Origin of the sequence: Pseudomonas parakoreensis (genome assembly GCF_021602155.1) — a bacterium.
GTDB classification, from domain to species: domain Bacteria; phylum Pseudomonadota; class Gammaproteobacteria; order Pseudomonadales; family Pseudomonadaceae; genus Aquipseudomonas; species Aquipseudomonas parakoreensis.
Window position 1 is genome coordinate 400,351 of record NZ_BQHY01000003.1, and the last position, 26,375, is coordinate 426,725.

Here is a 26,375-nt window from a genome sequence, read left to right on the forward strand (position 1 = left end):
GCAGTACGACCCGGACACTGGCAAATATTGCTGGCCGACGTACGGCACTTTTTGGCGCTCGGGCTAGTCTTAGCGTGGATCGCGGTGACGGACGTCACTTCACCTGTCTACGCTATCCTTGTGCGAGACTCACGCAGGAATCCAGCGCAATATGAATGTCCTGATCGTTGATGACGAACCACTGGCTCGCGAGCGCCTCAGCCGAATGGTGAGCGAGCTCGAGGGTTATACAGTTCTGGAGCCCAGCGCCACGAATGGCGAAGAGGCGTTGGCGCTGATCGACAGCCACAAGCCGGATATCGTGCTGCTCGATATCCGCATGCCGGGCCTCGATGGCCTGCAGGTGGCTGCCCGTCTGTGCGAGCGTGAAACGCCGCCGGCCGTGGTGTTTTGCACCAGCCCCGATGAATTTGCCGTGGAAGCCCTGCAGGCCAGCGCCGTGGGCTATGTGGTGAAACCCGTGCGAACCGAACATCTGCATGACGCCCTGAAGCGGGCTGAACGTCCCAACCGGGCGCAACTTTCGGCCCTGACTCGGCCTGCCGCCGAAAGCGGCAACGGCCCGCGCAGTCATATCAGCGCCCGAACCCGAAAAGGCATCGAACTGATCCCGCTGGATCAGGTGGTCTATTTCATTGCTGATCACAAGTACGTGACCCTGCGCCATGAAAGTGGCGAGGTGCTGCTGGACGAGCCGCTCAAGGCCCTCGAAGACGAATTCGGCGAGCGTTTCGTGCGCATCCACCGTAACGCGCTGGTCGCCCGCGACCGTATCGAGCGTCTGCAACGCACGCCGCTGGGGCATTTCCAGCTGTTCCTCAAAGGCCTCAATGGTGATGCGCTGATCGTCAGCCGGCGGCATGTGGCCGGTGTGCGCAAGATGATGCAGGGCCTCTGACCCGGTCTTCGCGCGCGGTTGCACGTTCTTCTGCCGGGCATTGCAGGCCAGGGAGGCCACGCCGTTTCTGATTCAAGTCAAAGTGGATTTGGCTGAGCTGTTATTATCCGTCGTATCTATTCAGTACGGATTGATCCATGTCCTCTCGCGAAATCCGCATCGCCACCCGTAAAAGTGCGCTGGCCCTCTGGCAGGCCGAATACGTCAAAGCCCGTCTGGAGGAGGCCCATCCGGGTCTGCTGGTGACGCTGGTGCCCATGGTCAGTCGCGGCGACAAGCTGCTCGACTCACCGCTGTCGAAAATCGGCGGCAAGGGTCTGTTCGTCAAGGAACTGGAAACCGCGCTGCTGGAAAACGAAGCCGACATCGCTGTGCACTCGATGAAAGACGTGCCGATGGACTTCCCTGAAGGCCTGGGCCTGTTCTGCATCTGCGAACGTGAAGACCCGCGTGATGCCTTCGTTTCCAATACCTATCAAAGCCTGGACGCGTTGCCTGCCGGCGCCATCGTCGGTACCTCCAGCCTGCGACGTCAGGCGCAACTGTTGACCCGTCGCCCGGATCTGGAAATCCGCTTCCTGCGCGGCAACGTCAACACCCGTCTGGCCAAGCTCGATGCCGGCGAGTACGACGCGATCATTCTCGCGGCAGCCGGCCTGATTCGTCTCGGTTTCGAAGACCGCATCACCTCGGCGATCAGTGTCGACGACAGTCTGCCGGCCGGTGGCCAGGGCGCGGTCGGCATCGAATGTCGTAGCGCCGATACGCAAATCCACGCCTTGCTCGCACCGCTGCATCATGCCGATACCGCTTCGCGCGTGACCGCTGAACGTGCTCTGAACAAACATCTGAATGGCGGCTGCCAAGTGCCGATCGCCTGCTACGCCGTGCTTGAGGGTGAGCAATTGTGGCTACGTGGCCTGGTGGGCGAGCCGAGCGGTGGCAAGCTGCTCAGCGCCCAGGCCCGTGCGTCGCGCGCCGATGCTGAAACGCTGGGTGTGAAGGTCGCTGAAGACCTGCTCAGTCAGGGTGCCGACGAGATTCTCAAAGCGGTGTATGGCGAGGCAGGTCACGAGTGACTGCCTGGCGCCTGCTGCTGACGCGTCCTGCGGATGACTGCGCGGCGCTGGCCGGGGTGTTGGCCGCAGAAGGTTTTTTCAGCAGTTGCCTGCCGCTTCTGGACATCGTGCCGCTGCCGGTCTCTGACAAGATACGTCGGGCACTGGCGCAGCTTTCGGGTTGCAGCGCGGTCATTGTGGTCAGCAAACCGGCGGCGCGGATTGCGCTTGATCTGCTGGACGCTCATGGGCCTGGGTCGTTGTCGATGCCGTGGTTCAGCGTCGGCGCGGCGACCGCGCAGATTCTTCGCGATCACGGTCTCGACGTACACTTTCCCGCCGACGGCGATGACAGCGAAGCTCTGCTGCAATTGCCGCGTCTGCGCGAAGCGGTCAGCGGGGCCGACGCGCAGGTGCTGATCCTGCGCGGGGAGGGCGGTCGCGAGTTGCTCGCCGAGCGCCTGCGTGCGCTAGGTGCTAGTGTCGAGTATCTGGAGTTATACAGGCGTGACCTGCCAGCCTATGCCCCGGATGAACTGCCAGGACGGATCGAAGCGGAACGCTTGAACGGGCTGGTGGTCAGCAGTGGACAGGGTTTCGAGCACCTGTGCCAACTGGCCGGCGCTGCCTGGCCGGCGATTGCGCAGTTGCCGTTGTTTGTGCCAAGCCCAAGGGTCGCCGAGCTGGCACGTGCCGCCGGGGCCCAAACAGTTGTGGATTGCCGTGGCGCGAGTGCTGCGGCTTTGCTGACGGCGTTACGGGAGCATCCCGTGCCCGTTCTCTAATGCAAAGGATGGATACGTGAGCGAAACAGCCTTGCCTAAAGATGATGTCCAGCCTGTGATCGATGCCCAGGTTGAAACGCCACCGCCGGCCCAAGCGCCGCGCCGAGGCAACGGCCTGGCCATTGTCGCCCTGTTGCTCGGCGCTGCCGGCGTGGCGATCGGTGGCTGGGGTGTCTGGCAGGTGCGTCACCTGCAGACCAACACTGCGCAGCAGTCCGGCCAGGTGCAGGCGTTGAACGATCAGGCGCAGAGCCTCAAGCTCAACGAACAGCGCCTGACCGAGCGCCTCGCGCAACTGCCCGGTGCCGATGAGCTCGCCGAGCGCCAGCGTCTGGTGACGCAACTGCAGGGTGATCAGCAACGCCTCAATCAGCGCCTGGAAACCGTCCTCGGTGCCAGCCGCAAGGACTGGCGTCTGGCCGAGGCCGAGCATCTGCTGCGACTGGCCAGCCTGCGCCTTTCGGCCTTGCAGGACATCAGCAGCGCGCAGGCGCTGGTGCAGGGCGCTGACGAAATTCTCCGTGAGCAGAATGATCCGGGATCGTTCGCCGCCCGCGAGCAAGTGGCGAAAACCCTCGTCGCGCTGCGCAGCACCGAACAGCCGGATCGCACCGGCCTGTTTCTGCGCATTGGTGCCTTGCGTGACCAGGTCATCGAACTGACCGAACTGGCCCCGGAGTACAAGGATCGTGGCGAGTCACTGCTGGGCCTGACCGCTGACGGCGATGGTGCCAGTCGCTGGGCGCAGTGGTGGGATCAGGTGTCGCGTTACATCCGCATCGATTTCAATGCCGACAAGAACGTGAAGCCACTGCTGGCCGGGCAAAGCCTGAGTCAGGTGCGTCTGGCCCTGAGCCTCGCGCTGGAGCAGGCGCAATGGGCGGCGCTCAATGGCCAGGCGCCCGTCTACACCCAGGCGCTGACCGAAGCGCGGGACGTGCTCAAGGGCAATTTCAACCCGGACAATCCGCAGAGCAAAACCATGCTCGAACAGGTTGCCGAACTGAGCCAGCAACCGGTCACCGTCAAGACGCCGGACCTGACCGGCACATTGAGCGCGGTGCAGGCTTATCTGGAGCGGCGTAACGTCAACGCTGAAGAGTCGGTCAAACCGTTCGCCAAACCTGCCGCCAGCACCGCGCAGGAGACCACGCCATGAAACGCCTGTATGTGATCGTGTTTCTGGTGATTGCGGCGACAGCGGCACTGGGCCTGGCGATTGCCGAGCACTCCGGTTACGTGCTGATCGCCTACAAGAGCTTCCGTTATGAATCGAGCCTGTGGGCGACGCTGGCACTGATCGCCGTGTTGTGGCTGCTGATTTGGGGCATCAAAGCCCTGATCGAGCTGGTCATGGCCTCCAGTGGTGTGGTCAACCCGTGGTCGCGACGTAATCGCAGCCGGCGGGTGCAGGTGGCCATCGAACACGGGCAACTGGATCTGGCCGAAGGTCGCTGGGCCAGCGCGCAACGTCATCTGTCTCGCGCCGCCGAGGCCGAGCGCCAGCCGTTGTTGTATTACCTCGGCGCGGCGCGCGCGGCCAACGAGCAAGGCAAGTACGAGGAGTGCGATCAGTTGCTTGAGCGTGCGCTGGAGCGCCAGCCGCAGGCCGAACTGGCGATTGCCTTGAGTCATGCGCAATTGCAGACCGATCGCGGTGATACCGACGGCGCCCTGGTGACCCTGCAAACGATGCACGAGCGGCATCCGCATAACGTGCAGACTTTGCGGCAGTTGCAGCGTCTGCATCAGCAGCGCGGCGACTGGTCGGCGGTGATTCGCCTGTTGCCGGAACTGCGCAAGGACAAGGCTCTGCCGCCAGCCGAACTGGCTGAACTGGAAAGGCGAGCCTGGGGTTACAACCTGTCGCTGGCGGCGCATCGTGACGAGGACGGCAAGGTTGGTCTGCAGTCACTCACCCGTGCCTGGGAGCAATTGACGTCCGCGCAGCGCCAAGAGCCGGCACTGGTGCTGGCATACGCCGAGCAACTGCGTCAGCTGGGCGCACAGGTTGAAGCGGAAGAAGTCCTGCGCAGCGCCCTCAAGCGCAAGTACGACAGCCATCTTGCACGGCTGTATGGCCTGGTGCGCGGCAGTGATCCGGCGCGTCAGTTGCAGACCGCCGAAGGCTGGCTCAAAGAGCATCCGGCCGATCCGAGCCTGTTGCTGACCCTCGGTCGTCTCTGTCTGCAAACCAGTTTATGGGGCAAGGCACGGGATTACCTGGAAAGCAGTCTGCGGCTGCAGCGCAATCCGGAGGCCTGTGCAGAGCTAGCGCGTCTGCTCGCGCAACTGGGTGACACCGAGCGCAGTAACCAGTTGTTCCAGGAAGGTCTCGGATTGCTGGATGAGCGCCTGCTGGCCGCGCCGTTGCCAGTGCCGGTTCACGCCTGATATCGCGAGGGAGCATGCTCCCTCGTGAACGTTCAGTGAGCGAATAATTACCTCCGGCGGGCGTCTTGGGCGATGTCCTACAGCGGACTACGCCTATTCCTCTCGCGTCTGTCGGGTTTTCCCTACACTTCTGGTGAACTGTCGCCAGAGCTCCGCCTTGAAAGGCTGACAAGCTTTCCTCTACCGTAACTGCCTGTCTCCATTGCTACGGAAAAGCCATGTCGTTGGCCTGTTCACGCTCCTTGTTATTCACGGCTTTCACTGCAGGGGCTATGGCCCTGGGAGCTTCCTATTATCTCGAGTATGCGGTCGGGCTGACGCCCTGCAGCCTGTGCCTGGCGCAAAGATTCTTCATGGCGGTGCTGACGTTGTGTTGCGGGGTGGCGGCAGTCCATGGACCACGGCGTTTCGGCCTGTCGCTGTACTGGGGCGCTGCGCTTGGCCTGAGCCTGGGCGGGACGACGGCAGCCTGGCGACAGGTGTTGTTGCAGAGTGACCCTCTGGTGCAGATGACGAGATGCGCGCCAGATTCCGAAGCGTTGTTCAGCAATCTGCCATGGTTGTGTGCCACGGTGCGGATGCTCAGAGGGGGTGGTGATTGCGCAGAAATTTCCTGGACACTGTTCGATTTGAGTATCCCCGAGTGGAGCCTGCTGTTCTTTGTGGCAATGTTCATCCTGTCTGTGTACCAATTGCTGAGGCTGGTCTGGAGCGCTCTGCAGCGCTCCCCCAGCGGCGAAGCGTCGCACCGCGCGCTGGTCAGGGATTAAACACTTGTATGAACTTTATCTCCTGCGTACCTTGAAGCCACAGGCGTGCGGGCATAATCTGGCCCGCACGTGTCATTGGATTTATGTTGCTCGATGACGCTCTGCCCGGTTCGCCTCCAAGCGATAACAGCCAGAAAAGGGGCGCGGGTGTAGAGCAGCATGACCCACAAGGGAAGAGAGATCGCCATGCTCGAAAGTTGTCAGAATGCTCAGGAACGCTGGGGTGGAGTTCATCTGCTGATCGACCGCTGGTTGCAAGAGCGTGAAGAACTGATCGGTGCCTACGACAAGCTGGGCGACAAGCCGCAGGCTCTGTCCGAGAACCGTAAACCCTTGCTGGAATTCTGCGGTGTGCTTGTCGATTATGTCTCGGCCGGGCACTTCGAGATCTACGAACAACTGACCGGTGAAGCCAAGGCGTTCAACGACAAGCGCGGCCTCGAACTCGCCGAAACCCTTTACCCACGCATTGACGTCATCACCGAAAAACTCCTCGCGTTCAACGACCTTTGCGATGCGGGCAAATGCGTCGCCGAGAAGTTCAAGGAACTGGGTGGCCTGCTGCACGAGCGCTTCGAGCTGGAAGACTGTCTGATTGAAGTGCTGCACACGGCACACAAGCAGGAAGATCCGGTTCAGGCCTGACAGGTTTCTCGCAGGCATAAAAAAACGCGGTGCGCCGAAAGCGCATCGCGTTTTTTTATGCCCGTGAATCGGCGTGAATCAGCTCGTTGCACCGCGCAATTCGATCTCAAACACCAGCGGTGTGAACGGCGCGATCAGATCGCCCGCACCGTCGGCGCCATAGGCCTGATCCGATGGAACCACCAGTCGCCATTTGGCACCTACCGGCATGTTCTGCAATGCGGTACGCCAGCCGGCAATCACACTGTCGAGGCTGAACCATTGCGGTTGAGTGTTCTGGTCGAACACCGTGCCATCCGGCAGTCGACCGACGTACAGCACCTGCACTTTTCCATCGGGCCCGGCCTTGGCACCAGTGCCTGGGGTCAGCTCGGTCAGGAGAATGCCGTCGGCCAATTCTTTCACCCCCGGTTTGGCTTTTTCGGCGGTGAGAAAACGTTGTTCGTTTTCCATCGCGGCATCGCTTGAAGGCAGCGTTGAGTGTTCGGCGTTTTGCGATTCGTGATCGGCGAGGATCTGCTCGATCCGTGCTTCGCTCAGTGCCAATGGCTTGCCTTGATAGGCCTGCTGCAATCCGTCGACCAACGCCTGAATCTGCAATTGCGGGACCTCTTGGCGCAAGCGCTCACCGAGGCTGGCGCCGAGGCTGTAGGCCAGATCGTGAGCATCGTTCGCGGTGGCTTTTTCGTCGGCGTGGGCGGCGGAAAAAATCATCCAGAGGGATAAAACAAGGTAGCGCGACATGGGCACACTCCGTCCTGAGATGCGGGCGATTATGCCAGCGCGAACGTCTGCAACGGTGAACTGCTTTTGTCTTTGTGCAGAACATTTTCGCTTCGTTGCAACGCAACGGTTTCGTTACTGTCAAGATGACCTAGCGGCGGTAACTGCAGAGGTCTAGTATGAGCCGCACTCACGTCAGCCAGGAGGTAAACCATGTCGGCCACCAAGAAGCCTGTAAACACTCCGTTGCACTTACTCCAACAACTCTCGGGCAGCCTGCTCGAGCATTTGGAAAACGCTTGCTCCCAAGCCTTGGCTGATGCTGAAAAACTGCTCGCCAAACTGGAAAAGCAACGCGGCAAGGCGCAAGAAAAGCTGCACAAATCCCGCACCAAATTGCAGGACGCAGCCGCTGCCGGTAAAGCCAAGGCGCAGAACAAGGCCAAGGCTGCGGTCCAAGAACTCGAAGATCTGCTCGATGCGCTGAAGAATCGCCAGTCCGACACTCGCAGCTACATTCTGCAACTCAAGCGAGACGCCCAGGAAAGCCTGAAACTGGCCCAGGGTGTCGGTCGTGTGCAAGAAGCCGCCGGCAAGGCGTTGACCTCTCGCGCAGCAAAACCTGCAGCAGTGCCTGCGAAGAAAGCGGCCGCGAAACCTGCGGCGGCAAAAGCGCCGGCGAAAACTGCTGCAGCCAAACCAGCGGCAAAACCCGCGGCCAAGGCACCGGCTAAAACCGCCGCCAAACCTGCTGCCAAAACCGCAGTGAAAAAACCGGCTGCAGCGAGCGCTGCGAAACCGGCTGCTCGTACTGCCGCTGCCAAACCTGCAGCGACAAAACCGGCTGCCAAGCCAGCGGCAAAACCTGCTGCGCGCAAAGCCGCTCCGGTAAAAACCGCTGCTGCTAAACCAGCTGCCAAAGTCGCGGTAAAACCGGCTGCCAAACCTGTCGCGAAAACCGCCGCTGCCAAACCGGTCGCGGCAAAACCTGCTGCCAAGGTTGCTGCCAAACCAGTGGCCAAGCCTGCTGCTAAAACCGCGGCCAACCCAGCGACCAAACCGGCAGCAGCAAAACCTGCGACCGCTGCGGCCAAGCCTGCTGCCAAACCAGTAGCCGCTAACCCAGCCGCCAAGCCGGTTGCAAAACCCGCCGCGAAAAAACCGGCCGCTGCCAAACCCGCTGCCGCCAAACCGGCCACCGCACCTGCCGCCAAGCCAGCTGCTCCAGCGCCAGCCGCGGCACCTGCTCCAGCCGCTTCCACCTCGACCACCTCGACTGCGCCAACGCCAGCCGCTGCGTCGAGCGTCAGCAGCAACCCGACCAGCGCTTCCTAAGTGCCGGTTGCCGCGACGCGCAGCACTTGCAGCGCGTCGCGGTTCGGGCTGGTGGTCGCCCCCGCAAGACTCTCCAGCCATTGCCCCGACGCTGAGGCGTCATCGCGAGGCCAGTGCTGAGCGACCTGTTCCAGCTGCCACAGCAGATGCCGTTCGGCTTCCAGCTCCAGCGCTTTCATTTGTTCTCGCAGACCCTTGAGTACCGGATCATCTTCGGCCAGGGTTTTCCATTGAGTGCGCAGCGCACGCAGTGGCTGCACCACCTCCCGATCCCAAGGCCCCACCAGTTTTTTCAGCTGCTCTACGCGCTGTTCGTCACAGGCCGCGCCACGTTGCTCAAGCCACAAACCACAGAGCAGCAGGCAGACGTTGGCCCCCGCCGTTTGCAGTTGCAGGCAGGCAGGTTCCACGCCCGGTCGGGCGTAGGTGGCAAGGGAAAAGCTCCACAGGTCAGAGGACATCGTGCTACTCGCGCCAGTTGTGAGCGAAGCTGGTAGACTCCGCCGCCATTATGATCCGACTTCAGAACCTGACTTTACAGCGTGGCCCGCAACGTCTGCTAGAAGACGCCGAGCTGACCCTGCACGCCGGCCACAAAGCCGGCCTCATCGGTGCCAACGGCGCCGGCAAATCCAGCCTGTTCGCCTTGCTGCGCGGCGAGTTGCACCCGGACTCGGGCGATTGCCTGCTGCCGGCCGACTGGCGCATCGCGCACATGCGCCAGGAGGTCGACACCCTCGAGCGTCTGGCGGTCGACTATGTGCTCGATGGCGACCTGCGTCTACGTGAGGTGCAGCGTGACCTCGCCGTCGCCGAAGCGGCCCACGATGGCACGGCGCTGGCCCGCCTGCACGCCGAACTCGACAGCGCCGACGGCTATACCGCCGACGCTCGCGCCCGCAAACTGTTGGCCGGCCTCGGGTTCACCAATGAGCAGATGGACCGTCAGGTAGGCGATTTTTCCGGTGGCTGGCGGATGCGTCTGAACCTGGCGCAGGCCCTGATGTGTCCGTCGGATTTGCTGCTGCTCGACGAACCGACCAACCACCTGGATCTCGATGCGATCATCTGGCTCGAAGAGTGGCTGAAAAGTTACCCGGGGACCTTGCTGCTGATTTCCCACGACCGCGACTTCCTCGATGAAGTGGTCGATCACGTGGCCCATGTCGATCAGCGCAAACTGACCCTGTACCGGGGCGGCTATACCGCGTTCGAGCGTGCCCGTGCCGAGCGTCTGGCCCAGCAGCAACAGGCCTACGAGAAGCAGCAGGCGCAACGTGCGCACATGGAAAGCTACATCGCCCGCTTCAAGGCCCAGGCCACCAAGGCCCGTCAGGCGCAGAGCCGGATCAAGGCGCTGGAACGCATGGAAGAGCTGTCGGCGGCCCACGTCGATTCGCCGTTCGACTTCGTCTTTCGTGAATCGACCAAGATCTCCAGCCCGCTGATCGACCTGTCCGATGCGCGTCTGGGTTACGGCGAAAAAACCATCCTGGAGAAGGTCAAGCTGCAACTGACCCCGGGTGCGCGGATCGGCCTGCTCGGGCCGAACGGTGCCGGTAAGTCGACCCTGATCAAGAACCTCGCCGGCGAGCTCGAACCGCTGGCCGGGCGCCTGACACGCGGCGAGAACACCGTGGTCGGCTACTTCGCCCAGCATCAGCTCGACTCGCTGGATGCCAAGGCCAGCCCGTTGCTGCACCTGCAGCGTCTGGCGCCGACCGAACGCGAGCAGACCCTGCGCGACTTCCTTGGCGGTTTCGACTTCCGTGGCGCGCGTATCGACGAGCCGGTACTGAATTTCTCCGGTGGCGAAAAAGCGCGTCTAGCCCTGGCGTTGATCGCCTGGGAGCGGCCGAACCTGTTGCTGCTCGACGAACCGACCAACCACCTCGACCTGGAAATGCGCCTGGCGCTGACCATGGCGCTGCAGGAATTCAGCGGCGCGGTACTGGTGGTGTCTCACGATCGGCACTTGCTCAAGAGCACCACCGACAACTTCTACCTCGTCGCTGACGGCAAGGTCGAAGAGTTCGATGGCGACCTTGAAGACTACGCGCGCTGGCTGGTGGAATATCGCCAGCGCAACGCGCCGGTCAGCAACACGCCGGTTAACCCGGACAAAACCGACAAGAAGGCCCAGCGCCAGGCCGCCGCTGCATTGCGTCAGCAACTGGCGCCGCACAAGCGCGAAGCCGACAAGCTCGAAGCCGAGCTCGGCAAACTGCACGAGAAACTCGCCAAGGTCGACGCCAGCCTCGGTGACAGCGACATCTACGAGCCGGCGCGCAAGAACGAGTTGCGTGATCTGCTGGCCGAGCAGGCCAGGCTGAAAGTGCGCGAAGCCGAGCTGGAAGAAGCCTGGATGGAGGCGCTCGAGACGCTGGAAAGCATGCAGGCGGAGCTGGAGGCGCTGTCCTGATGGACGCGTTCAAGTGGCCATTGCCGGCGGTGTGGGTCGAGCCGATCTGGCTCGGCGTGCAAATTCTGTTGATCCTGCTGGCCGGCTATCTGACCCAGCGTTTCGTTGCCAAAGGCCTGACCCGTCTGGGTGAGCGCTACCCGTTTCCGCCGCAGTTGCTGATGCCGCTGCGCGGCGGTCTGCGCTGGCTGATCATGGGCAGTGCGCTGATCTTTGTGCTGGAGCGCCTCGGCGTGTCGGCCACGGTGTTGTGGACGGCGCTGTCGGGTTTCGTCGCAGTGGCGGCGGTGGCGTTCTTCGCGATGTGGAGTGTGCTGTCGAACCTGCTCTGCGCGATCCTGATCTTCACCGTCGGCCCGTTCCGCCTCGGCGATGTGGTGGAGCTGGTCGACACCACTGACAAACCCGGGGTCAAAGGCCGGGTGGTGGCGATCAATCTGCTTTACACCACGTTGATCGAGGCAGAGGAGCTCGGGACGGGCAGCGCCATGGTACAAGTGCCGAACAGCCTGTTCTTCCAGCGCTCGGTGCGACGTTGGCGCGGCAGCGATGTGTTTCCGTCCAGCGGGTTCGAGAAGTAGTTTTTCCAGACACGATCAAAAGATCGCAGCCTGCGGCAGCTCCTACAGAGATCGCACTTCAATGCAGGAGCTGCCGCAGGCTGCGATCTTTTGCTTTTAGGCCCAAACCGCATTAGCTTTGACGTCTGTCACGATTCAAAGTCGAGGTGTGCGATGGAGCTTCAAACATGGCTGGCATTTTTCGCCGCCTGCTGGGTGATCAGTCTGTCCCCGGGTGCTGGCGCCATTGCGTCGATGTCCAGCGGCCTGCAATACGGATTCTGGCGCGGTTACTGGAACGCGCTGGGCCTGCAAGTGGGTCTGGCGGTACAGATTGCGATTGTCGGTGCTGGGGTCGGCGCGATCCTCACTGCTTCGGCCACCGCGTTCTATGCGATCAAATGGTTCGGTGTGGCCTATCTGGTCTATCTGGCGGTCAAGCAATGGCGTGCGCTGCCCATGGACATGAGCGATGACGCAGCAGTCCGGCCGATCGGCAAACCGCTGGCGCTGGTGTTTCGCGGCTTCCTGGTCAACATCAGTAACCCCAAGGCGCTGGTGTTCATGCTGGCGGTGCTGCCGCAGTTCATCAATCCCCATGCACCGCTGCTGATGCAGTACCTGGTGATCGGCGTGACCATGATCTGCGTGGATCTGGTTGTCATGGCTGGCTACACGGGTTTGGCGTCCAAGGTGCTGCGTCTGTTGCGCACGCCGAAGCAGCAGAAACGCATGAACCGCACGTTTGCCGGGCTGTTCATTGGTGCGGCTGCCTTTATGGCGACGTTGCGTAAAGCGGCGGTCTAAAAGCTTCGGCCAGAAAAAAGGCGACCTCTTGAGGTCGCCTTTTTCGTCTCTGACGATACATCTGGGTTACACCCAACTGTGGTGAGGGAGCTTTTGTGGTGAGGGGATTTATCCCCGATGGGCTGCGTAGCAGCCCCTTCTTTCAAGATCAAGAGGGGCTCGCTTCGCGAGCCATCGGGGATGAATCCCCTCACTACAGAGTTGTTCACTCAGCCGGTCAGTGCAAAATCACCGGCGCCGTATCACGGGGCAGGTTGTTGCGCTGCTGTGCCTCGCGCGGCTGCTCGTAACCGCCGCCACCGAGCTGCATGCTCAGTTGCCCGGCGACGTCTTCGCCCAGGGCTTTCGACACTTCACGCACCACCCGCGGGCGGTTCAGCGAGATCTTGATGTCGCGACCATTCACCAGTTTGGTGTCCTGCGCTTCGCCCATCGCCGTGAAGGCCGAGGTGATCTCGTAGGTCTTGGTGTTGATCAGACTGAAATCCGCCACCAGCGTCAGACCCAACACCGCCGAATAGCTGTCGGTGTGCGCCAGCTCGTTCATGTCCTGGGTGAAGTCGATGTCGGATACGGTGCCGAACAGCACGTAGTCGGCGCCTTTGAAGCTGCCGGCCTTGATCCGCTTGATCACGTCATAGACGTCACCCTTGGACGACGCCGTATACGGCGTGCCCTGCACCAGCTGGAACATCCCGGTGCGCAGGATCTCGCCCTTGATGTCGCCGGTGAATTTACGCAGTTCACCCTGTTCGATGTAGCTGGTGGTCGCTTCCAGCTCGTTGTAGTTCGACGAACCACTGGCGCTGTAGTAACCCTCGCGGTAATTGCTCTGCGCCGAAACGATGTGGATGTACTGCTCCACGCGCTCCTGATACGCCAGATCCGTTACCGCGACTTTCGGGGCCGCTTGCACGCTGAACGCGCAAGCCAGGGCCATCATGCCAATCCATGCGCGCATTGCTTAACGCTCCGTGGTTTTGCGGATCTCTTTTTCGTCCATCCACTCGGCCAGACCGCTTTCAACGTCGATCAGTTGCAGGCTGAATTTGTAGAAGACGTCCTTGTAGTCGCTGCTGCGCTTGACGATCGAGCTGATCGAGCCTTCCAGACGGTATTTGGCGGCGATCATGTTGCCGGTCTTGGCCACGGTGCTCTTTTTGTACAGACCGCTCTGGTTTTGCAGCTTGAGCTGATCGACCTGGCTCTGCATCGCGGTGTTGTCGCTGGCGAAGCGGGCAGTGCCGGACTTCATCAGTTGAGTCTTGATGCTGGTGGTGATTTCGCGGGTATCGATGTACTCGCTGGTCTTGTTTTTCACGTCGTAGACCTGCACCACCGGGCGGCCCTGCAGAATGCCGGACTGGGCCAGGGAGCGGGTCATCGATTCGGCGATCATCTGCAGGTCGGTCGAACCGAATTCGTTGGTCACGGTTTCAACCGCTTTGGTGTCGCCGTAGCTGATGTTCTTGCTACCCAGGGTCGGCGAGGTGTTGGCGCAACCGGAGGCCAGCAGGGCGAGGACAGCGATCAGGGAAAAGCGTGCAAACATGGGGATGCTCTCTAATACAGGAATAGGTTGGCGGGCTTAAGGCGTCTTGAGTTCGAGACGGAAGTCCACGGCTTTCGGGGTCGGGGCGATGCCCTGGATGAAGCTGGTCTGAGCGCCGTACATCATCTGGCTTTTCCAGACCTCTTCCTCGGCGATCGGGAAACCTTCCGCACCGAGCCAGGCGAAGCGGTAGTAGAACGTCTTGTTGCTGTTGAGGGTGTTGGTCAACTGCACATTGACGGTCATGAAACCGTTCTCGCGGGCGACGCGCATGGCGCCGACCGCGACGTGTTTCTGCGGGCCCATGGCCACGACCTTGCTCGCGGCGCTGCCCGGCTCCGGCGGTGGCGGGGTGGCGCAGCCGCTGGCCAGGACGGCGAGGGCGGCAACGGCGATGAGTTTCAAGCGCATGCAAAGACTCCGTTCTTAAGGTTGTTTGAGGCTGGCGACGTTGGTCGCGCCGGCGCTCGGGATGACGTGGGCGGCGACGCCACCGGCAAATACCTGGTTGCCCACCGCTCGCAGGCTGATCACTTGATAACGCTGATCGACGGTGACCTTGACCAGCGAACCGCCGACGGCGCTCGGCAGGCTGACTTGATGCTCGCCTTTCTTCAAGCGCAGACGTACCACTTGGGTGTTGTCCGGCAGGGTGCGCCACGTACGGGTATCGGCACCTTCCAGCACGGCTGAAGAGATACCCACGGCCAGACCGGCCAGCGGATTGGTTTCGTTGATCTTCTTCTGTGCCACGCCTTTGGTGATTGCGCGCACGGTGGTGCGCACAATGATCCCCGGCATGTCATCGCGCAGGGCGCGGCGGGACATGGCGGTGGTGCTGTTGAGGGCCGTCAGGTTGACTTGCTGGCCATCGACACCGATCTGCGCAAGCGGTGCGGTGGAGGTGTCCGGCTTGATGATCGGGAACGACAGTGGAGTGATCACCACATTGTTGGAGATCGGCAATGGCAGCGGCACGCGGATCGAATCGCGCGAAGGTGCCAGACCGCTTTGCACCACGATCAGGATGTCGCTGTCGTCGGATTTGCTCGGCTTGTCGAGGTTGACCAGCGCCTGCTCCAGCAGCGGGGTGTTCGGGCGCAGTTCGGCCGCCTTGCGGTAGCCCGGTGCAGCCAGGTCTTTCTCGCCCAGGGCTTCGTAGACGAAACCGGCCAGGTAATGGCTGAACGCACTCTGGTAGCTGTTTTTCAGGCTGACCACTTCCGGCGCGTCGAGGCTGGCGACCGGGTAGCCTTGCAGATCCTTGTACTGAGTCTTGATCCCTTCTTTTTCGGCCTCTTCCTCACTCTTGAGGTATTCCTTGTCGCGCAGGTCGGCGATCACCGCTTCACGTTCGTGGGTTTTCTTGATCGCGGTGCGGGCGCCTTCGAAGTCGTTGACGGCCAGCAGGTTGAGGGCCATCTGCGTGGTCAGCATGACTTTCTCGTAGTCGTAACCTTCGTAGCGACGGACCTTGTCGTTGACGATGAAGCTGCCGAACTGGGCCAGGTATTTGCCGGAGTCGAGCTTGACCGAATCCTCCCACTGACCGACCACCTGGTCGGCGCTGGTCCAGGCGTTCTGGCTGCCGGACAGGTCACCCTTGGCGCGCAGCAACTCACCTTTCTCGAAGTAATAGAGCAGATCTTTGTCGGGGCCGGTGTTGTTCTTTTCCAGCAGGCTCAGCGCGGCGTCGACGTTGCCGGTGGCCAGTTGCTGGTTGGTCTGGGCCAGTTCCGAATCGTAGTTGCGAAACGCCGAACAGCCGGACAGCAGAGTGACAGCGCTGAGCGCGATCAAGGTGGGAGTGCGCAATGCCATGGGGGTACTTCTTCCCTGAGCTAGTAACTGCATCAGCCGCCGGTGCTGGTCGGGCTGGTGTGACCCATCGGCAGTGGCGCTGGCCTCCTGCCAATTCCTCATAACCAGAGGAGCTTTTATGCCGCGTCGCTATAGCGAGGGCGCGGCATTATAAGCGGGCGATGCTGGCCATGTAATAGCTTTTTAATCGCACTTGTTAGTTTGGTGCCATTACTTATTTCAGGCTGGATACTCGATTTTCCACTGAGATGCGGGACTGAAAAGCGCTGCCGTTGGCGTAAATCTGTCCACCGAGCACGCGCAGGCCGATCATCTGCCGGTGCTGGTCGATACGGATCTTCAGCGGCGCCGTGGTATTCGACAGGCTGATCAGATGCTCGCCCTTTTTCAGGCGCAGGCGCACAACCTGTGTCAGGTCAGGCAGGGTGCGCCAGGTGCGGGTGTCGGCGTGTTCGAAATTGTCCCAGTGGGTCACGTAGGACGCCTTGCTCGGGTCGCGTCGATTGTCCGTGCCTTGAACATCTGCGGCGAGGAATGCCCGATAGGTCGTGCGCTGGATAATCCCGGGCATGTCGTCACGCAGCGTGCGCAAGGACATTTCGGTGATGCTGTTGACCGTGATCAGTTTCTTCTGGCGACCATCGATACTCACCTGGGTAAGCGGCGGGGTTGAGGTGTCCGGCACCATCACTGGAAACGAAATGTTGGCGACGATGACTTGCCCGTCTGCCAGCTTCACCGGGTACGGCACGCGTACTGAACTGCGAGCAGGTGCCAGCCCGCTTTGCACAATGATCAGCACGTCGCTTTCATCGGCCTTGAGTCCGGGGCTGTCGAGGTCGCGCAGTGCCTGTTGAAAAAAGGCTACGTCCGGGCGCAGTTCAATGGCCTGACGATATCCGGGCGCGGCAAGATCCTTTTCACCCAGCGCTTCATAAGTGAAGCCCGCGAGATAGTGACTGAATGCACTTTGGTAACCGTTTTTCAGGGCAATCACCGCAGGCGATTCGAGCATTACCACCGGGTAGCCCTGCAGATCCCTGTAATGCACACGTGCGCCCTGGGCCTTGGCTGCTTCCTCGATTTTTTCGTATTCCAGCTCCCGTTGCCGAGCGATCAGCGCTTCGCGCTCGTGGGTTTTCTTGATGTCGGCGCGAGCGCCATCGAAGTCATTTAGCGCCAACTGATTGAGGGCCATTTGCGTGGTCAGCATGACCTTTTCATAGTCGTAGCCATCGTAGCGGCGCAGCTTGTCGTTGATGATGCTGCCCCAGTGATCGCCCATTGCAGCAAGCAACTTGTCGCCAGTGGTCTGGATCGTGTCCTGGCGTTCGATAATCATCTGTTCGGCGCTGCGCCAAGTGGTCTGGCTTTGCGCAAAATCGCCGCCGGCACTGAGTACGGCGCCTTTTTCGAAGTAGTAGAGCAGGTCTTTTTCCGGGTCCGGATTGTTCGCTTCGATCACCGACAGGGCACCTTCGATGTTGCCGTTTTTGAGCGGCGCGGTGGTCTGTTGCAGCTCCAGATCGTAATTGCGATACGCACCGCAACCGTTCAGTTGCACAACGGTGGCGATCAACAGGGGTAGCAGCAAGCTATGGCGCATGAAGAGGGTTCGTCCTTGAGCGGCGAATGCAATGAGGTGGCGCAGTATAGAGTGCGGTAGTGGCCAAGTGATTTTTCCGTTTTCGCAGGTTCATGGCCCCCGTCCCAGGTGGCGTACGTCGACAACGCTTGAGTGAAAAGCGTTCGAAGTGAACAATATGTAACTTCGCATTTCCATTTGAGACTCATTCATGACTGCCGCGTCCCGATTTCTGGCCTGGCTGGTGTTCCCGTTGTGCGCCCTGAGCAGCTTCAACCTGCTGGCCGACACGGTGGAAGGCGCCCCGCAAGCGCTGCACCTGCTCGATTACATCAGCGCCGACTACCCGCCGACGGTCGAAGCGGGCAAGGTCGTCGACGACGGCGAATACCGCGAGCAGCTGGAATTCACCCAAGTGCTGCAAGGACTGATCGGCGGTCTGCCGGCCAAACCGGAGAAGGCTGCGCTGGAGCAGGGCGTCGAGGCTCTGCATGCGGCTATCACGGCAAGGCAGGACGGTGCCGACGTCGCCCGTCAGGCCCGGCAACTGGGGGCGAAACTGGCGGTGGCGTATGAGGTCAGCCAGGCGCCGATCATCACGCCGGATCCGACCCGTGGCGCGCCGCTGTATGCGCAAAACTGCTCGGTTTGTCACGGTGCCAACGGGGCCGGTGACGGTCCGGCAGGTCTCGGCATGGCGCCGCCACCGGCCAACCTGCGCGATGCCGCGCGGATGGATCACCTGAGCCTGTACGCGATCTACAGCACCCTCGGCCAAGGTGTCGAAGGCACCGACATGCCGGCGTTCGCCGATCAACTGGACGACCGTCAGCGCTGGGACCTGGCGACCTACATCGCCGGTTTCAGCGCCGACCCGGCCGCCGCCAAGTCCGACAAGACCTTCAATATCGCTGATCTGGCACGCCAGACGCCGGCCGAAGTACAGGCTGCCGAAGGTGCGCCAGTCGCCGCGACCTTCCGTGCCCAGCGCGCCCAACCACCGCAGGTCAAACGCGGCCCGGCGCAATTGCTCGACTACACTGCCGCGACGCTGGACAAAAGCCTGGCGGCGTACCGCGCCGGTGATCGTGATCAGGCCTATGACCTGTCGGTGGCGGCGTATCTGGAAGGTTTCGAACTGGTCGAAAGTTCGCTGGATAACGTCGACGCCAACGTACGCAAGGACACCGAAAAATCGCTGATGGCCTACCGTCAGTCGTTGCAGGACGGTCTGCCGGTGGCGCAGGCTGAAGAGCGCCTGGCCGCGGCCAAGGGCAAGCTCAAAGCGTCTGCCGAGCTGCTCGGCAGCGATGGCCTGAGCTGGTCGCTGAGCTACATCTCCGGTTTGCTGATTCTGCTGCGCGAAGGCCTCGAAGCGATTCTGGTGCTGGCGGCGATCCTCGCGTTCCTGCGCAATACCGGCCAGCAATCGGCGGTGCGCAGCGTCAACGTCGGCTGGGGCCTGGCGCTGCTCGCCGGTCTGGGTACCTGGGCGCTGGCGGCGTATGTGATCGACGTCAGCGGCTCGCAGCGTGAACTGCTCGAAGGCGCGACGGCGCTGTTCGCCAGCGTCATGGTGCTGTGGCTCGGTGTGTGGATGCACGACCGGCGCCACGCTGCAGCCTGGCAGGACTACATCAAACAGAGTCTGGTGGGCGGCGGCGGGCGTTTCGGCTTCGCGATCCTCGCGTTTTTCTCGGTGTATCGCGAGTTGTTCGAAGTGATCCTGTTCTACGAAACCCTGTGGCTGCAGGCCGGTCCCGCCGGGCATGATGCGGTGCTGGCCGGTGGTGCGACGGCGCTGGTGCTGCTGATCGGTCTGGCCTGGGTGATCCTGCGTGGCTCGGCGAAACTGCCGCTGGCGCTGTTCTTCAGCATCAACGCCGGTCTGCTCTGCGCGTTGTCGGTGGTGTTCGCCGGGCATGGCGTGAAGGCGTTGCAGGAAGCCGGGATCTTCGGCACACGACCGGTGGCGTTCTTCGATTTCGACTGGCTGGGGATTCATGCCGACGCTTATTCGCTATCGGCGCAGGCCGTGGCGATTCTGGCGATTGTCGTGTTGTATGGGCGCAGCCGGATGGTTGAGAAGAAGCGGGTGATTGCTTAAGAGCATTCGCTGCGCTCACATTCGCGGGCAAGCCACGCTCCCACAGGTTTAGCGTTAACCTTGTGGCTGCGCGGCTTGCCCGCGATGCTTTTAGAAGAGGAAAAAATGATGCGCGTATGGATCGATGCCGACGCCTGCCCGCGGGCCGCCAAGGAGCTGGTGGTGAAGTTCGCCCTCAAGCGCCGGTTCGAAGTGGTGCTGGTGGCGGGGCAACCGCAGATCAAGCCGGGGCTGGCCATCGTCAAACTGATCGTGGTGCCCAGCGGCCCGGATGCGGCGGACGATTACCTGGTCGAACACGCGGTGCCCGGTGAGCTGGTGATCTGCAGCGATATCCCGTTGGCCGATCGCCTGGTGAAGAAAGGTGTGGCAGCGCTGGACCCGCGCGGCAAGGAGTTCGACGCGCAGAACATGGGCGAGCGCCTGGCCGTGCGCAACCTGTTCACCGACCTGCGTGAGCAGGGGCAGATCAGCGGCGGCCCGGCACCGTTCGGCGAGCGTGAGAAGCAGGCGTTTGCCAATGCACTGGACAGGATCCTCACGCGCCTTGCACGTCAGTCCTGATTCAACCGTATTCCTGTGGTGAGGGGATTTATCCCCGATGGCCTGCACAGCAGGCCCAATGCTTCAAGATGCAAAGGGCTGCTGCGCAGCCATCGGGGATAAATCCCCTCACCACGAAAACCCTTCAGAAAGGTCGCATCAAACATCGTTCTCGTGCGTCAGTTCGAGCACCCGGTCGACCAGCTTGTTGATCCCCGAAGCCGCCTCACTGATGTTCTGCGCCAGCATGTAGGCCGGGGTGGTCACCAGTTTGCGCGCCTTGTCTTCGATGATCTCGCTCACCGCACAGTCTTCGTGGGTGGCGCCCATCTTGTTCATCGCGGTGGCGGTATCGGCATCGTTGCCGATGGTGCAGGTTACGCCCGGGCCGTAGATTTTCGCCGCCAGTGCCGGCGAGATGCACATCAGACCCACCGGTTTGCCCGCTTCGGCAAACGCTTCAGTCAAGGCCAGCACCTCAGGCTGTACCGTGCAGCCGGCACCTTCGATGGCGAAGTTCGAGAGGTTCTTCGCGGCGCCAAAGCCGCCGGGCACGATCAGCGCGTCGAAGTCTTCGACGTCGGCCTCACGGATGTCCTTGATGTTGCCGCGGGCAATGCGCGCCGATTCCACCAGGACGTTGCGCGTTTCGGGCATTTCTTCACCGGTCAGGTGATTGATCACATGCAATTGCGCGATGTTCGGCGCGAAGCACTGCACCTGCGCGCCGCGTTGATCCAGGCGCAACAGGGTGATGACGCTCTCGTGGATCTCGGCGCCGTCGTACACGCCGCTGCCGGACAGGATCACTGCAACTTTTTTGCTCATGGGTTTCTCTCCAGATTCATGGCGCTAAATGTCCACTAAATTGTCGTACGTTGCCATAGGGGAAAAGGGCGGCTAGACCTAGGATCTGTCCATAGAATCCGACCGGGGCGCGCCATGGACTTCATTCTGTATGCAGTGCCGTTTTTCTTCGTGCTGATTGCCGCCGAACTGCTTGCCGATCGCTGGCGCGGGACCCGACACTATCGCCTCGCCGACTCGGTCAACAGCCTCAGCGCCGGGGTGTTGTCGACCACTACCGGGCTGCTGGGCAAGGGTGTCGGGCTGCTCACGTATGCGTTTGCCCTGGAACACCTGGCGCTGCTCAGGTTGCCGGCAGACAGTCTCTGGGTCTGGGTGCTGGCCTTTGTCTTCTATGACTTCTGCTACTACTGGCTGCATCGCCTGGGCCACGAGCGCAACATCCTCTGGGCCGCGCATTCGGTGCATCACCAGAGCGAGGAGTACAACCTCTCCACGGCGTTGCGCCAGACCAGTACCGGATTTGTGCTGGGCTGGATCTTCTACCTGCCGATGGCCGTGCTTGGCGTGCCGCTGCTGGTATTCGTCAGCGTCGCGGCGATGAATCTGCTGTATCAGTTCTGGGTTCACACCCGGCACATTCCCAAGCTCGGCTGGTTCGAGTGGTTCTTTGTCACGCCATCCAATCATCGGGCCCACCATGCACAGAACGCTCTCTACATGGATCGCAACTACGGCGGGGTGTTCATTCTTTGGGATCGGTTGTTCGGTACGTTTCAGGAAGAGGACGACAACGAGCCGGTGATTTTCGGTGTGACCACGCCGCTGGCGAGCTGGAATCCGCTGTGGGCCAATGTGCAGTTCTATGTGCAGTTGTGGGACGACGCACGCCGCACCGAAAGCCTTTGGGACAAGCTGCGGATCTGGTTCATGCGCACTGGCTGGCGTCCGGCGGATGTGGCGGCGAAGTACCCGCTGACCAAACCCGACTTGAGCCGCTTCCGCAAGTACGAGGTGCCACTCGACAGCCGTCGCCAGTGGTATGTGGCGCTGCAGTTCTGCGTCTATATCGCGCTGGGCAGTGACCTGATGGGGCGGGCGCAACATCTGTCGACCGCCGCGCTGCTACTGGGGTGGGGTGTAGTGGCGTGGGGTTTGTTCGTACTGGGGGTGATGCTGGAGAATCGCCCGTGGGCGTTGCGGGTCGAGCTGCTGCGGCTGGGGTCGAATGTGCCGCTGGTGTGGCTGGCGCCGCTGCTCGGGCTATGGCCGGCCAGCCCGTTGGCCTGGGCTGGTCTGCTCGGTTACAGCCTGCTCAGTGGCATCGGGCTGTATGGCTGTCGCCAGCGTGTTACTCGGCTGGCGTCTTAGGCTCGGCGGGTTTTGACTGTTCTGCCTGAAGCAGTGCGGCTTTAGCGGCTTGTTCATCGGCGTAAACCTGCTTGGCCAGGCGCGCATTCTTGAAGCGGCGACGCAGCCACAGGCCGACACCCAACACCAGCAGCGCGCCGAGTACCCACAACTCGTACTTTTTGATGCTGCCGAGCATGCCTTCGAGCACCGCGCCGAAATGGTAAGCGGCGGCTGCCAGGGCGGTGGCCCAGATCGCTGCGCCGATGCCGTTGAGCAGCAGGTAGCGTCCCGGCGGATAACCCGACAGGCCGATCGCCACCGGCATCACCGTGCGCAGGCCGTAAACGAAGCGGAAGCTCAGAACCCAGATGTCCGGATGCTTGCGGATATGTTCCAGCGCGCGGTCGCCCATCATCTGCCAGCGCGGCTTGCGCGCGAGCAATTTACGCCCGTGCTTGCGCCCCAGGAAGTACCACAGCTGATCGCCGGCATAGCTGCCGAAGAACGCCACGACCACCACCAGGTTGATGTCCATGTATCCACGGAACGCGAGGAAGCCTGCGAGCACCAGAATGGTTTCGCCTTCGAAGAACGTGCCGAGAAACAGGGCAAAGTAGCCGAAGTCATGCAGAAATTGTTGGAGCATTGTCTGGGTGCTGGCGAAATGAACGCGCAGCCTAACCCTTCGGACACATTCAGGAAAGTGTCGAAATGTGTCTCGACGTGAACAATTCCTACGCTAACAATGGAATGCGGCTACATGTCACGGGGTACGCACAACTGTAATCTGTTCGTCATAATGGCCGTCTATAACTGTCACGCTCGCCCGTATGCGCGGGCTCAGGAGTCTGCCGTGAGCTTTACCCCTGCCAACCGTTTGTTCCCCGCTACCCGTTTGCGCCGCAACCGTCGCGATGATTTTTCGCGTCGGCTGGTACGGGAAAACGTGCTGACGGTCGATGACCTGATCCTGCCGGTGTTCGTGCTTGACGGTGAGAACCGTCGCGAAGCCGTGGCCTCGATGCCCGGTGTCGAGCGCCTGACCATCGATCTGCTGCTGGAAGAAGCGGCGAAATGGGTCGAACTGGGCATTCCGGCGCTGGCGCTGTTCCCGGTCACGCCTGTCGAACTGAAATCCCTCGATGCCGCCGAAGCCTGGAACCCTCAGGGCATTGCCCAGCGCGCCACTCGTGCGTTGCGTGAACGGTTTCCCGAGCTGGGAGTGATCACTGACGTCGCCCTCGATCCGTTCACCACCCATGGGCAGGACGGCATTCTCGACGAAAATGGCTACGTGCAGAACGACATCACCGTCGACGCACTGGTCAAGCAGGCACTTTCCCACGCCGAAGCCGGCGCTCAGGTCGTGGCACCGTCAGACATGATGGACGGTCGGATTCAGGCGATCCGCGAAGCGCTGGAGATCGCCGGCCACGTCAATGTGCGGATCATGGCCTATTCGGCCAAGTACGCCAGCGCCTATTACGGGCCGTTCCGCGATGCCGTGGGTTCGGCAGCGAATCTGGGCAAGGCCAACAAAGCCTCGTATCAGATGGACCCGGCCAACAGCGATGAAGCGTTGCACGAAGTCGGCGCCGACTTGTCTGAAGGCGCGGACATGGTCATGGTCAAACCCGGCATGCCGTACCTGGACATTCTTTTCCGGGTAAAAGATGCCTTCAAAGTGCCGACCTTCGTCTATCAGGTTAGCGGCGAATACGCCATGCACATGGCGGCGATCCAGAATGGCTGGTTGAGCGAGGCGGTGATTCTCGAGTCACTGACCGCCTTTAAACGTGCCGGCGCTGATGGCATCCTGACTTACTTTGCTGTCCGCGCCGCTCAATTGTTACGAGAGCAGAAATAGCCCTCCCAGGAACATTCGATGAATACCGAAGGACTCACTGAAGTTGCCGTAAAAGAAGCTCAACCGGTGGTGGAGCAAATCACCGAAACCCCGCCGGAACTCGAGCCTGCGCCACCCGCGCCGGTCACCGAAGCCGTCGCGGCGGCGCCAGTGATTGCGATCCCGGGGCTGGATGACAGCAGCCTGTATATCCATCGCGAGCTCTCGCAACTGCAGTTCAACATCCGCGTGCTGGAACAGGCGCTGGATGAGTCCTATCCGTTGCTGGAGCGGCTGAAGTTCCTGCTGATTTTCTCCAGCAACCTCGACGAATTTTTCGAAATCCGCGTCGCCGGCCTGAAAAAGCAGATCACCTTCGCCCGGGAACAGGCCGGTGCCGACGGTCTGCAACCGCATCAGGCGCTGGCGCGGATCAGCGAGCTGGTGCACGGTCACGTTGATCGCCAGTACGCGATCCTCAACGACATCCTCCTGCCGGAGCTGGAAAAGCATCAGGTGCGCTTCATCCGTCGCCGTCACTGGACGACCAAGATCAAAACCTGGGTGCGCCGCTACTTCCGCGACGAGATCGCGCCGATCATCACCCCGATCGGCCTCGACCCGACGCATCCATTCCCGTTGCTGGTAAACAAGAGCCTGAACTTCATCGTCGAACTGGAAGGTATCGACGCTTTCGGTCGCGATTCCGGTCTGGCGATCATTCCGGCACCGCGCCTGCTGCCTCGGATCATCAAGGTTCCGGAAGAAGTCGGCGGCCCGGGCGACAACTATGTGTTCCTGTCGTCGATGATCCACGCCCACGCCGATGACCTGTTCCAAGGCATGAAGGTCAAGGGCTGCTACCAGTTCCGCCTGACCCGAAACGCCGACCTGGCGCTCGACTCCGAAGACGTGGAAGACCTTGCGCGCGCCCTGCGTGGCGAGCTGTTCTCGCGGCGCTACGGCGATGCGGTGCGTCTGGAAGTCGCCGACACTTGCCCGAAACACCTCTCGGACTACTTGCTCAAGCAGTTCAACCTGAGCGAGACCGAGCTGTATCAGGTCAACGGCCCGGTCAACCTGACCCGCCTGTTCAGCATCACCGGTCTGGACAGCCACCCGGAGCTGCAATACACGCCGTTCACCCCGCAGATCCCGAAACTGCTGCAGAACAGCGAGAACATTTTCAGTGTCGTCAGCAAGCAGGACATCCTGTTGCTGCACCCGTTCGAGTCGTTTACCCCGGTGGTCGACCTGCTGCGCCAGGCGGCGAAAGACCCGCATGTCTTGGCCGTGCGCCAGACCCTGTACCGCTCCGGCGCCAACTCGGAAATCGTCGATGCGCTGGTGGACGCCGCGCGCAACGGCAAGGAAGTGACGGCGGTCATCGAACTGCGCGCACGCTTCGACGAAGAGTCCAACCTGCAACTGGCCAGCCGTCTGCAAGCGGCCGGTGCGGTAGTGATTTACGGCGTGGTCGGCTTCAAGACCCACGCCAAGATGATGCTGATCCTGCGTCGCGAGGCCGGCGAAATCGTGCGTTACGCGCACCTCGGCACCGGTAACTACCACGCCGGCAACGCCCGTCTGTACACCGACTACAGCCTGCTGACTTCCGACGACGCCTTGTGCGAAGACGTCGGCAAACTGTTCAGTCAGTTGATCGGCATGGGTAAAACCCTGCGTATGAAGAAGCTGTTGCATGCGCCGTTCACCCTGAAGAAGGGCATGCTCGACATGATTGCCCGGGAAACCCAGTTCGCCGTCGAAGGCAAACCGGCGCACATCATCGCCAAGTTCAACTCGCTGACCGATCCGAAGATCATCCGCGCGCTGTACAAGGCCAGCCAGTCCGGCGTGCGCATCGATCTGGTGGTGCGCGGGATGTGCTGCCTGCGTCCTGGCATTGCCGGGGTTTCGCACAATATCCATGTGCGCTCGATCATCGGTCGCTTCCTTGAACACACTCGAGTGTTCTACTTCCTCAACGGCGGCGAGGAGCAGATGTTCCTCTCCAGTGCCGACTGGATGGAGCGCAACCTCGACAAGCGCGTCGAGACTTGCTTCCCGGTGGAAGGCAAGAAGCTGCTGACCCGCGTCAAGAAAGAGCTGGAGCTGTACCTGACCGACAACACCCACAGCTGGAGCCTGCAGTCGGATGGTCGATACATCCGCAACACGCCGACCGGCAACCAGAACCCGCGCAGCGCGCAGGCGACGTTGCTGGAGCGGCTGGGCAGCCCGATTCTGCCGGTGAGCAGCTAAGCCTCGGTTTCAGGTGAAATAAAAAGGCGATCCCTCGGGATCGCCTTTTTTGTACGCCAAACACCGACCTGTGTAGGAGCTGCCGAAGGCTGCGATCTT

Annotated in this window: 25 protein-coding genes and 1 pseudogene; 17 read left to right on the forward strand and 9 right to left on the reverse strand. The window is 61.4% G+C overall.

The features are described 5' to 3' along the window. Positions 1-14: 14 nt before the first annotated feature. From L6D63_RS28755 to rsd, 8 genes and pseudogenes are all read left to right on the forward strand, one after another. Positions 15-155: pseudogene (locus L6D63_RS28755) on the forward strand (sensor histidine kinase); the annotation flags it as partial. Next, positions 152-898, forward strand: coding sequence for a LytR/AlgR family response regulator transcription factor (locus tag L6D63_RS06540; RefSeq protein WP_041072003.1), 747 nt, complete (start codon positions 152-154; stop codon positions 896-898). The pseudogene L6D63_RS28755 and the gene L6D63_RS06540, both read left to right, overlap by 4 nt. A gap of 137 nt (positions 899-1,035) precedes the next feature. Then, on the forward strand, positions 1,036-1,977 hold the full coding sequence (gene hemC, locus L6D63_RS06545; protein WP_095668034.1) for a hydroxymethylbilane synthase: 942 nt from the start codon (positions 1,036-1,038) through the stop codon (positions 1,975-1,977). Then, positions 1,974-2,741: a uroporphyrinogen-III synthase gene (locus tag L6D63_RS06550; protein WP_095668035.1), complete on the forward strand. Its 768-nt coding sequence runs from the start codon at positions 1,974-1,976 to the stop codon at positions 2,739-2,741. The genes hemC and L6D63_RS06550 overlap by 4 nt, the downstream gene beginning before the upstream one ends. A 16-nt stretch (positions 2,742-2,757) precedes the next feature. Continuing rightward, positions 2,758-3,900 (forward strand): uroporphyrinogen-III C-methyltransferase, encoded by a 1,143-nt coding sequence (locus L6D63_RS06555; RefSeq protein WP_047297252.1) that lies wholly within the window; start codon positions 2,758-2,760, stop codon positions 3,898-3,900. Further along, a complete protein-coding gene (locus L6D63_RS06560) occupies positions 3,897-5,135 on the forward strand; it encodes a heme biosynthesis protein HemY (RefSeq protein WP_131670682.1) in 1,239 nt (412 codons plus the stop codon). Before L6D63_RS06555 ends, L6D63_RS06560 begins: the two co-directional genes overlap by 4 nt. Positions 5,136-5,353: 218 nt before the next feature. Further along, positions 5,354-5,905 carry a disulfide bond formation protein B gene (locus L6D63_RS06565; protein ID WP_121182588.1) on the forward strand — a complete coding sequence of 184 codons (552 nt, stop codon included), beginning with the start codon at positions 5,354-5,356 and terminating at the stop codon, positions 5,903-5,905. A 186-nt stretch (positions 5,906-6,091) separates the two neighbouring features. Beyond that, positions 6,092-6,550 (forward strand): sigma D regulator, encoded by a 459-nt coding sequence (gene rsd, locus L6D63_RS06570; protein WP_131670681.1) that lies wholly within the window; start codon positions 6,092-6,094, stop codon positions 6,548-6,550. Between the two features lie 78 nt (positions 6,551-6,628). Here the strand turns inward: rsd and L6D63_RS06575 are convergent, their stop codons facing one another. After that, on the reverse strand, positions 6,629-7,294 hold the full coding sequence (locus L6D63_RS06575; protein WP_131670680.1) for an FKBP-type peptidyl-prolyl cis-trans isomerase: 666 nt from the start codon (positions 7,292-7,294) through the stop codon (positions 6,629-6,631). A gap of 192 nt (positions 7,295-7,486) precedes the next feature. Here L6D63_RS06575 and L6D63_RS06580 point away from each other — a divergent pair, with 192 nt between their 5' ends. Further along, positions 7,487-8,608 carry an AlgP family protein gene (locus L6D63_RS06580; protein WP_236170292.1) on the forward strand — a complete coding sequence of 374 codons (1,122 nt, stop codon included), beginning with the start codon at positions 7,487-7,489 and terminating at the stop codon, positions 8,606-8,608. Here the strand turns inward: L6D63_RS06580 and L6D63_RS06585 are convergent. After that, the gene (locus L6D63_RS06585; protein ID WP_131670678.1) at positions 8,605-9,069 is read right to left on the reverse strand and encodes a TIGR02444 family protein; all 465 of its coding nucleotides are present in this window, start codon (positions 9,067-9,069) and stop codon (positions 8,605-8,607) included. The genes L6D63_RS06580 and L6D63_RS06585 overlap by 4 nt on opposite strands. A gap of 50 nt (positions 9,070-9,119) precedes the next feature. On the opposite strand from L6D63_RS06585, the gene L6D63_RS06590 reads away from it, so the two are divergent. From L6D63_RS06590 to rhtB, 3 genes are all read left to right on the forward strand, one after another. Continuing rightward, entirely contained in the window at positions 9,120-11,030 is a 1,911-nt protein-coding gene (locus L6D63_RS06590; RefSeq protein ID WP_041072019.1) for an ATP-binding cassette domain-containing protein, read from the forward strand. After that, entirely contained in the window at positions 11,030-11,611 is a 582-nt protein-coding gene (locus tag L6D63_RS06595) for a mechanosensitive ion channel family protein (RefSeq protein WP_047297244.1), read from the forward strand. The genes L6D63_RS06590 and L6D63_RS06595 overlap by 1 nt, the downstream gene beginning before the upstream one ends. Positions 11,612-11,764: 153 nt before the next feature. Then, complete coding sequence (gene rhtB / locus L6D63_RS06600; RefSeq protein ID WP_041072021.1) at positions 11,765-12,397, forward strand: homoserine/homoserine lactone efflux protein; 633 nt, start codon at positions 11,765-11,767, stop codon at positions 12,395-12,397. A 217-nt stretch (positions 12,398-12,614) separates the two neighbouring features. Here rhtB and L6D63_RS06605 read toward each other — a convergent pair whose 3' ends face one another. The 5 genes from L6D63_RS06605 to L6D63_RS06625 all read right to left on the reverse strand — a co-directional run bounded on the left by L6D63_RS06605 (position 12,615) and on the right by L6D63_RS06625 (position 17,376). Continuing rightward, positions 12,615-13,358, reverse strand: a complete 744-nt coding sequence (locus tag L6D63_RS06605) for a penicillin-binding protein activator LpoB (RefSeq protein WP_131670677.1) — start codon at positions 13,356-13,358, stop codon at positions 12,615-12,617. 3 nt (positions 13,359-13,361) lie between these two features. Continuing rightward, complete coding sequence (gene lpoB, locus L6D63_RS06610; protein WP_003229365.1) at positions 13,362-13,949, reverse strand: penicillin-binding protein activator LpoB; 588 nt, start codon at positions 13,947-13,949, stop codon at positions 13,362-13,364. A 36-nt stretch (positions 13,950-13,985) separates the two neighbouring features. After that, on the reverse strand, positions 13,986-14,360 hold the full coding sequence (locus L6D63_RS06615) for a YcfL family putative periplasmic lipoprotein (RefSeq protein WP_131670676.1): 375 nt from the start codon (positions 14,358-14,360) through the stop codon (positions 13,986-13,988). Positions 14,361-14,375: 15 nt separating this feature from the next. Beyond that, entirely contained in the window at positions 14,376-15,770 is a 1,395-nt protein-coding gene (locus L6D63_RS06620; protein ID WP_047297241.1) for a COG3014 family protein, read from the reverse strand. Between the two features lie 214 nt (positions 15,771-15,984). Beyond that, on the reverse strand, positions 15,985-17,376 hold the full coding sequence (locus L6D63_RS06625; RefSeq protein ID WP_131670675.1) for a COG3014 family protein: 1,392 nt from the start codon (positions 17,374-17,376) through the stop codon (positions 15,985-15,987). Positions 17,377-17,566: 190 nt separating this feature from the next. Between L6D63_RS06625 and L6D63_RS06630 the strand changes: the two genes are divergently transcribed. Then, on the forward strand, positions 17,567-19,462 hold the full coding sequence (locus tag L6D63_RS06630; RefSeq protein ID WP_047297239.1) for an FTR1 family protein: 1,896 nt from the start codon (positions 17,567-17,569) through the stop codon (positions 19,460-19,462). Between the two features lie 108 nt (positions 19,463-19,570). Beyond that, entirely contained in the window at positions 19,571-20,026 is a 456-nt protein-coding gene (locus L6D63_RS06635) for a YaiI/YqxD family protein (protein ID WP_047297238.1), read from the forward strand. Between the two features lie 138 nt (positions 20,027-20,164). On the opposite strand, the gene elbB is transcribed toward L6D63_RS06635, so the two are convergent. Continuing rightward, positions 20,165-20,833: an isoprenoid biosynthesis glyoxalase ElbB gene (elbB, locus tag L6D63_RS06640; RefSeq protein WP_131670674.1), complete on the reverse strand. Its 669-nt coding sequence runs from the start codon at positions 20,831-20,833 to the stop codon at positions 20,165-20,167. A 114-nt stretch (positions 20,834-20,947) separates the two neighbouring features. Between elbB and L6D63_RS06645 the strand changes: the two genes are divergently transcribed. Next, positions 20,948-22,183: a sterol desaturase family protein gene (locus L6D63_RS06645; protein ID WP_047297236.1), complete on the forward strand. Its 1,236-nt coding sequence runs from the start codon at positions 20,948-20,950 to the stop codon at positions 22,181-22,183. Here L6D63_RS06645 and L6D63_RS06650 read toward each other — a convergent pair. Then, positions 22,164-22,811 (reverse strand): DedA family protein, encoded by a 648-nt coding sequence (locus L6D63_RS06650; RefSeq protein ID WP_095668047.1) that lies wholly within the window; start codon positions 22,809-22,811, stop codon positions 22,164-22,166. The two genes, L6D63_RS06645 and L6D63_RS06650, sit on opposite strands and share 20 nt — an antisense overlap. Positions 22,812-23,018: 207 nt before the next feature. On the opposite strand from L6D63_RS06650, the gene hemB reads away from it, so the two are divergent. Both hemB and ppk1 read left to right on the forward strand, forming a co-directional pair. Then, complete coding sequence (gene hemB / locus L6D63_RS06655; RefSeq protein ID WP_131670673.1) at positions 23,019-24,032, forward strand: porphobilinogen synthase; 1,014 nt, start codon at positions 23,019-23,021, stop codon at positions 24,030-24,032. 18 nt (positions 24,033-24,050) lie between these two features. Continuing rightward, complete coding sequence (gene ppk1 / locus L6D63_RS06660; RefSeq protein WP_041072035.1) at positions 24,051-26,276, forward strand: polyphosphate kinase 1; 2,226 nt, start codon at positions 24,051-24,053, stop codon at positions 26,274-26,276. The last annotated feature ends 99 nt before the right edge of the window (positions 26,277-26,375 follow it).